This window comes from Streptomyces sp. NPDC002104 (assembly GCF_053593795.1).
Genome location: NZ_JBSFDF010000058.1, coordinates 39136 through 46031 on the forward strand (window position 1 = coordinate 39136; position 6896 = coordinate 46031).

The 6896-nt window shown below is 73.1% G+C and carries 8 protein-coding genes; 5 read left to right on the forward strand and 3 right to left on the reverse strand.

The window, feature by feature from the left end:
* Nucleotides 1–47: 47 nt before the first annotated feature.
* Nucleotides 48–1145: a succinyldiaminopimelate transaminase gene (dapC, locus tag ACWCP2_RS32935; protein WP_450912221.1), complete on the forward strand. Its 1098-nt coding sequence runs from the start codon at nucleotides 48–50 to the stop codon at nucleotides 1143–1145.
* A 105-nt stretch (nucleotides 1146–1250) separates the two neighbouring features.
* Here the strand turns inward: dapC and ACWCP2_RS32940 are convergent, their stop codons facing one another.
* Nucleotides 1251–1598 carry an ATP-binding protein gene (locus ACWCP2_RS32940; RefSeq protein WP_450912222.1) on the reverse strand — a complete coding sequence of 116 codons (348 nt, stop codon included), beginning with the start codon at nucleotides 1596–1598 and terminating at the stop codon, nucleotides 1251–1253.
* A gap of 238 nt (nucleotides 1599–1836) precedes the next feature.
* Nucleotides 1837–2796, reverse strand: a complete 960-nt coding sequence (locus tag ACWCP2_RS32945; RefSeq protein WP_450912223.1) for a hypothetical protein — start codon at nucleotides 2794–2796, stop codon at nucleotides 1837–1839.
* A gap of 87 nt (nucleotides 2797–2883) precedes the next feature.
* Between ACWCP2_RS32945 and dapE the strand changes: the two genes are divergently transcribed.
* Nucleotides 2884–3963, forward strand: a complete 1080-nt coding sequence (gene dapE, locus ACWCP2_RS32950) for a succinyl-diaminopimelate desuccinylase (RefSeq protein WP_351441536.1) — start codon at nucleotides 2884–2886, stop codon at nucleotides 3961–3963.
* A gap of 64 nt (nucleotides 3964–4027) precedes the next feature.
* Nucleotides 4028–4786 carry an LOG family protein gene (locus tag ACWCP2_RS32955; RefSeq protein ID WP_450912224.1) on the forward strand — a complete coding sequence of 253 codons (759 nt, stop codon included), beginning with the start codon at nucleotides 4028–4030 and terminating at the stop codon, nucleotides 4784–4786.
* 10 nt (nucleotides 4787–4796) lie between these two features.
* Here ACWCP2_RS32955 and folP read toward each other — a convergent pair whose 3' ends face one another.
* Complete coding sequence (gene folP / locus ACWCP2_RS32960) at nucleotides 4797–5657, reverse strand: dihydropteroate synthase (protein ID WP_450912225.1); 861 nt, start codon at nucleotides 5655–5657, stop codon at nucleotides 4797–4799.
* 76 nt (nucleotides 5658–5733) lie between these two features.
* Between folP and ACWCP2_RS32965 the strand changes: the two genes are divergently transcribed.
* On the forward strand, nucleotides 5734–6105 hold the full coding sequence (locus tag ACWCP2_RS32965) for a DivIVA domain-containing protein (protein WP_450912226.1): 372 nt from the start codon (nucleotides 5734–5736) through the stop codon (nucleotides 6103–6105).
* Nucleotides 6102–6677: a DNA-3-methyladenine glycosylase I gene (locus ACWCP2_RS32970; protein ID WP_450912227.1), complete on the forward strand. Its 576-nt coding sequence runs from the start codon at nucleotides 6102–6104 to the stop codon at nucleotides 6675–6677. The genes ACWCP2_RS32965 and ACWCP2_RS32970 overlap by 4 nt, the downstream gene beginning before the upstream one ends.
* The last annotated feature ends 219 nt before the right edge of the window (nucleotides 6678–6896 follow it).

Below are 6896 nucleotides of genomic sequence, written 5' to 3' on the forward strand. Positions count from 1 at the left end.
ACAGCACAACGAAGACCTCCTGGAAAGCACGAAAGCGAGCGCGCAACGTGGCCGCAGTCTCAGCCCGTCTTCCCGTCTTCCCCTGGGACAAGCTGGAGCCGTACAAGGCGACGGCCGCGGCCCACCCGGACGGGATCGTCGACCTCTCCGTCGGCACCCCCGTCGACCCGGTGCCGGAGCTGATCCAGCGCGCCCTGATCGGGGCCGCGGACTCCCCGGGCTACCCCACGGTGTGGGGCACCCCCGCCCTGCGCGACGCGATCACCGGCTGGGCGCGGACCCGGCTCGGCGCGAGCGCCGCCGGGCACCGCAACGTCCTGCCGGTCGTCGGCTCCAAGGAACTGGTGGCCTGGCTGCCCACCCAGCTGGGCCTCGGCGCGGCCGACCAGGTGGCGTACCCCCGCCTCGCCTACCCGACGTACGAGGTCGGCGCGCGGCTGTGCGGCGCCGAACCGGTGGTCTACGACGACCCCACCACCGATCTCGACCCGGCCCGCGTGAAGCTGCTGTGGCTCAACTCCCCGTCCAACCCCACCGGCAAGGTCCTCCCCAAGGAGGAGCTCGTACGGATCGTGGCCTGGGCGCGCGAGCACGGGATCCTGATCTTCAGCGACGAGTGCTACCTGGAACTGGGCTGGGAGGCCGAGCCCGTCTCCGTCCTCCACGACGAGGTCTGCGGGGGCTCGTACGAGGGCATCGTCGCCGTCCACTCGCTCTCCAAGCGGTCCAACCTGGCCGGCTACCGGGCGGCCTTCGTCGCCGGTGACGCCGAGGTCCTGGGCGAACTGCTCCAGATCCGCAAGCACGGCGGCATGATGACCCCGGCCCCCGTGCAGGCGGCCACGGTCGCGGCCCTGGGCGACGACGCGCACGTGGAGGAGCAGCGGGTGCGCTACGCGGCCCGCCGCGCGGCGCTGCGCACCGCCCTGGAGGCCCACGGCTTCCGCGTCGAGCACAGCGAGGCCAGCCTGTACCTGTGGGTGACCCGGGACGAGCCCTGCTGGGACACGGTCGCCCACCTGGCCGGCCTGGGCATCCTCGTCGCACCGGGCGACTTCTACGGCGAGGCGGGCGCGCACTTCGTCCGTGTCGCCTTCACGGCCACGGACGAGCGCGTCGAGGCGGCGGTCAAGCGGCTGAGCTGATCCGGCGGGACCGCCGGACCCCTGCCGGCGGGCGGGTGAACGGCCCGAGGGGCCCGGGAGTTCGTGCTCCCGGGCCCCTCGGCGTTCCTGTGGCGGCGGCCGGCCCTAGCCGAGGCCGGGCAGCCCGCCCGGGAGCCCGCCCGGCAGACCGCCGGGAACCCCGCCGGGCAGTCCGCCACCCGCGAGCGGCAGCCCCGCCAGCAGGCTGCCCGCGGCGCCGGTCACCTCGTCGGCGGGCGCGGGGGCCGGGAGGGTGGAGGCGACGGGGGCGGCCTGGGTGGCGGTGTCGCCCGCGGCGGCGACCGTCGCGTCCGGCGCGGTGAGCGCGCCCAGCTGCGGCACGGACTCCAGGCCCGCGGCGCTGGCCGCGCCGGCCGCACCGACCACGGGCGCTGCCCCGGCTGCGACGAGCAGCGCGGCACGGGCGATCCGGAGGGTCAGGGGGAGGGACATGTTGCTCCTAAGCGGTAGCGGCTGAGTACGCCGTGACAACCGCTCGCAGGGGGGCGCGAGTTGCGGAGCCGGTGGGTAAAGGATCAGTAACGGATCGTTTAATCGGCTTCCGGTCCGACCGCCCGGAACACGCGCCGACCTGCGGTTGTGATCCCGCCGGGACCCCCGTGTCCGCCGTACGGGTCACCCCCGAACGGGGGATCGGCCGTACGCCCGTCCAGCCGGACATCCCGGGACATCAGCCGCGCACGAAGATCCGTACCCGGCCCGGACCCGCGGCGGCCGGATCCCCGGCGCCGTTCCCCGAGGCCGCCGCGCCCTGCTCGCGCCAGCGGTCGCCGTCCTTGCCCGCGACCCAGGACTTCCCGTCGTACGAGACCCGCGTGATCCCCAGCTCGCGGGAGCAGGCCACCGCCCACTGCGCGAGCACCCGGCCGGTCCGGACCGCCGGATCCCCGCCGCCGGGCTTCGCCACCAGGCTCACTTCGGACCCGGCGCCCTCCCCGGACGGGGTGCCCGCGGGCGGCAGCGCGTACAGGGGGTTCTTGCCGAGCAGCCGGGCCAGGTCCGCCCGGACCTTCGCCGGATCGCCGGCCCGTACGGGCGCGGGCCCGGTACAGGTCAGGTGGCCGGCGCCGGTGAAGGCCGCGGTCAGCACCGTGGCGTCCGGCTCGTGCTTGGCGTAGGCCTGCGGGAATCCGCTCAGCTGCACCTTCTGCGCCGCCACCGTCAGCGGGAGCCGCGAGTACCCCTTGATGTCGGCCAGCCGGTCGTAGAAGATCCCGGCCGAGTACACCGGGTCCATGATCTGGTCCGGCGTGCCCCAGCCCTGCGAGGGCCGCTGCTGGAACAGGCCCAGCGAATCGCGGTCGCCGTGGTCGAGGTTGCGCAGGGCGGACTCCTGCATCGCGGTCGCCAGCGCGATCGTCACCGCCCGGTCGGGCATCCCCTTGGACACCCCGACGGCGGCTATCGTCGCCGCGTTCGCCGCCTGCTCGGGGGACATCTCGCCGAACTGGCCGGAGGCCTTCGCGCCACCCTTCCCGTCGGCCGAAGCCGTGCAGTAGGGGACACCGGCGTTGTCGTTCGACGCGCGCTGCACCACGAAGTACCCGGCCACCGCCACCAGCACCAGGAACCCCGCGGCCCAGCGGAGCGGGCGGCGGCGGCGAGGGCGGGAATGATCGGTCTGCGGCACGCCGCCCACCGTACTTGAGCCATGTGACGCGTCCATCGGCCGGACGGACAAGGCTCTGCCGCAGTCCGGGGCGTTAGGGTCAGCTCCATGTCCGAATCCGAGCTGGACCTCACCCTGGACGCCGCCGAGCTGACCGCCCGGCTCGTCGACATCCCTTCCGTGAGCGGCGACGAGAAGGTACTCGCCGACCTCGTGGAACACGCCTTGCGCGGCCTGCCGCACCTGACCGTGGACCGCTTCGGCAACAACGTGGTCGCGCGCACCCACCTGGGCCGCGCCGAACGCGTCGTACTCGCCGGGCACCTCGACACCGTGCCGATCGCCGACAACGTGCCCTCCCGCCTCGACGAGAACGACGTCCTGTGGGGATGCGGCACCACCGACATGAAGTCGGGCGTGGCCGTGCAGCTGCGCATCGCCGCCACGGTCCCGGAGCCGAACCGCGACCTCACCTTCGTCTTCTACGACCAGGAAGAGGTCGCCGCCGACCTCAACGGCCTCGGCAAGGTCGCCGAAGCCCACCCCGACTGGCTGACCGGCGATTTCGCCGTCCTCCTCGAACCCTCCAACGCCGAGGTCGAGGGCGGCTGCCAGGGGACCCTGCGCGTCCTGCTCCGCACGTCCGGCGAGCGCGCCCACTCCGCGCGCAGCTGGATGGGCTCCAACGCCATCCACGCGGCGAGCCCGATCCTGGCCACGCTGGCGGCGTACGAGCCCCGCAAGCCCGTGATCGACGGCCTGGAGTACCACGAGGGCCTCAACGCGGTCCGCATCGACGGCGGCGTCGCCAACAACGTCATCCCCCACGCGTGCACGGTGACGGTCAACTTCCGCTTCGCCCCCGACCGCAGCACGGACGAGGCGATCGCCCACGTCCGCGAGGTCTTCGCGGACTGCGACATCGACGAGTTCGTGATCGACGACCTCTCTCCCGGCGCCCTCCCCGGCCTCTCCCACCCCGCAGCCGCGGCCTTCATGGAGGCGGTGGGCGGACACGCCATGCCGAAGTTCGGCTGGACGGACGTCTCCCGCTTCAGCGCCCTGGGCGTCCCGGCCGTCAACTACGGCCCGGGGGACGCCCTGCTGGCCCACAAGGCCGACGAGCGCGTGGAGACGAAGGCGATCCTGCACTGCGAGGAACGACTCCGCGCCTGGCTGACCTCCTGAATTCCGCTTCTCGTCACCTTTGTGCGCCTAACCTGATCCAACGATCAGCAGGAGGGAGCACATCATGGGCAACCCTGAAGGGTCCGCTCGTCGTCGGCCCGAGGAGCAGCAGCTCGGGCCGGTGCTGAGGAGGCGGGGCCAGGTGCAGGCCGGCAGTACGACGGACCAGCGGCTGCTGGATACGGCCGGGCCCTCCGAGTGGGTGCACACCGATCCGTGGCGGGTCCTGCGCATCCAGTCGGAGTTCATCGAGGGCTTCGGCACCCTGGCGGAGCTGCCGCCGGCGATCAGCGTGTTCGGCTCCGCCCGGACGCCGGCGGGCTCGCCGGAGTACGAGGCGGGCGTGCGGATCGGCGGCGCGCTCGTGGAGGCCGGGTTCGCGGTGATCACGGGCGGCGGTCCGGGCGCGATGGAGGCCGCCAACAAGGGCGCCCGCGAGGCGAACGGCCTCTCGGTCGGCCTGGGCATCGAGCTGCCCTTCGAGCAGGGGCTCAACGAGCACGTCGACCTCGGGCTGAACTTCCGCTACTTCTTCGTCCGCAAGACGATGTTCGTGAAGTACAGCCAGGGCTTCGTGGTCCTGCCGGGCGGCCTCGGCACGCTGGACGAGATGTTCGAGGCCCTGACCCTGGTCCAGACGCAGAAGATCACCCGCTTCCCGATCGTGCTGTTCGGCACGGCGTACTGGAGCGGGCTCATCGACTGGCTGAAGAACACGGTCATCGCCCAGGGCAAGGCCTCGGAGAAGGACCTCTACCTCTTCCACGTCACGGACGACGTGGACGAGGCCATCGCGCTCGTGACGAAGGAAGTCGGGATCTAGGGCCCCGGCGCTACGCCAGCCCCCGGCGGGCGACCGCCGGGGGCCGGTGGCCCTGGATCGAGCGGACCATGTCGAGGATCTGCCGGGTCTCCGCGACCTCGTGGACGCGGTAGACCTGGGCGCCCAGCCAGGCCGAGACGGCCGTCGTGGCCAGGGTGCCCAGGAGGCGTTCCTTCACCGGCTTGTCGAGGGTCTCGCCGACGAAGTCCTTGTTGGACAGGGAGACCAGGACCGGCCAGCCCGTCTCCGTCATCTCCGCGAGGCGGCGGGTCGCCTCCAGCGAGTGCCGGGTGTTCTTCCCGAAGTCGTGACCCGGGTCGATCATGATCGACTCGCGCGGTACGCCCAGCGCCGCCGCGCGCTCGGCCAGCCCGACCGTGACGCGCAGGATGTCCGCCATCACGTCCTCGTACTCCGTCCGGTGCGGCCGGGTCCGCGGTTCGGCCCCGCCCGCGTGCGTGCAGACGATGCCCGCTCCGTAGCGCGCGGCGACCTCCGCGAGCTTCGGGTCGACCCCGCCCCACGCGTCGTTCAGCACGTCCGCCCCGGCCTCGCAGACCGCCTCGCCGACCTCGTGGCGCCAGGTGTCCACGCTGATCACCACGTCGGGGTGGCGGCGGCGGACCTCGGCGACGAAGCCCACCGTGCGCCGGGCCTCCTCGGCCGCGTCCACGTGCTCGCCGGGACCGGCCTTCACCCCGCCGATGTCGATGATCGCCGCGCCCTCGGCCACCGCCTGCTCGACCCGGTCCAGGGCCGGCTCGTCGCGGAAGGTCGCTCCCTGGTCGTAGAAGGAGTCAGGGGTCCGGTTCACGATGGCCATGATCACCGGCTCGTGCTCGTCGAACTCGCGCCTGCCCAGTCGCAGCATCCCGCTCTTTCCTCCTTCGGCGACCCTCGCGCCTCGCCTGCGACCTTAACCTGGTGGCCGGAGTCTCTCAGGGGAGTTGATCGTGTTCGCGTTCTTGCTCATCGCGCTGGTCGTGGTCGTCGCGGGAGTCACCCTCGCGGTGGCCGGCGGGGGGTCCGAGGCCGTGCTGCCGGATGCCGAGCCCGACCGGCTGTCCGACGCCCTGCCGGAGAACCGGCCCGTCGTCCGGGCGGACATCGACGAGCTGCGCCTGCCCGTGGCCCCGCGCGGCTACCGGATGTCCGACGTGGACGACGTACTGGAGCGGCTGGCGGCGGAGCTGGCGGAGCGTGACGCGCGCATCGCCGAGCTCACCGCGGCGGCGGGGCCGGCGGTGGCGGCCGGGTCCGCGGTGGCGGCCGGGTCCGCCGATGCCTCCGTGGACCTGACCAAGGGCGCCGAGCAGTGAGCGGCGTGCTCGCCGGTCCGGACGGGGGCCTGCGGTGCCCCTGGGGGCTGGCCACCGAGGACTACGTCGTGTACCACGACACCGAGTGGGGCCGTCCGGTCCACGGGGACGACGCGCTGTACGAGCGGCTGTGCCTGGAGGCCTTCCAGTCGGGGCTGTCCTGGCTGACGATCCTGCGCCGGCGGGAGGGGTTCCGGGCGGCCTTCGCGGGCTTCGAGATCGCCAAGGTGGCGGAGTTCGGGGCGGCGGACGCGGAGCGGCTCCTCGCGGACGAGGGAATCATCCGGAACCGGGCCAAGATCGAGGCGACGCTCGCCAACGCGAAGACCCTGGCCGGGTGGGAGGCGGGTGAACTGGACGCCCTGATCTGGTCCCACGCCCCCGCGCCGGGGCGGGCCCCGAAGAGCACCACCGAGATCCCGGCGGTGACCCCGGAGTCCACGGCCCTGGCCAAGGCCCTGAAGAAGGCGGGCATCCGCTTCGTGGGCCCCACGACGGCCTACGCCCTCATGCAAGCCTGCGGCCTGGTCAACGACCACTTGTCCCACTGCGTCTCCCGCACCCTGCCCTGACCCGGCCCAGCCGGCCCTGACCCGGCCCGGCCCGGGCCCGGCCTGGCTGGGCGGCCCTGCGGGGCGGAGTTCCCCTACCCACCCTTCCGCCGTTCCCCGGGCGCTGCCCGGACCCGTTCCCGGGGGCTTCGGAATTCTATATTCCGTCTGGGAGTCCGGAGGGACCCGAATTCCGCCCGTATGCCGCGGGGTCCGTCTCGCGGAAGCGGAAGCGGAGGC

Excerpts from the sequence above, each read along its gene's own strand:
- ACWCP2_RS32955 (WP_450912224.1), top strand. The coding sequence starts at position 4,028 with ATGGGCAACCCTGAAGGGTCCGCTCGTCGTCGGCCCGAGGAGCAGCAG.
- dapE (WP_351441536.1), top strand. The coding sequence starts at position 2,884 with ATGTCCGAATCCGAGCTGGACCTCACCCTGGACGCCGCCGAGCTGACC.
- ACWCP2_RS32940 (WP_450912222.1), bottom strand. The coding sequence starts at position 1,598 with ATGTCCCTCCCCCTGACCCTCCGGATCGCCCGTGCCGCGCTGCTCGTC.
- folP (WP_450912225.1), bottom strand. The coding sequence starts at position 5,657 with ATGCTGCGACTGGGCAGGCGCGAGTTCGACGAGCACGAGCCGGTGATC.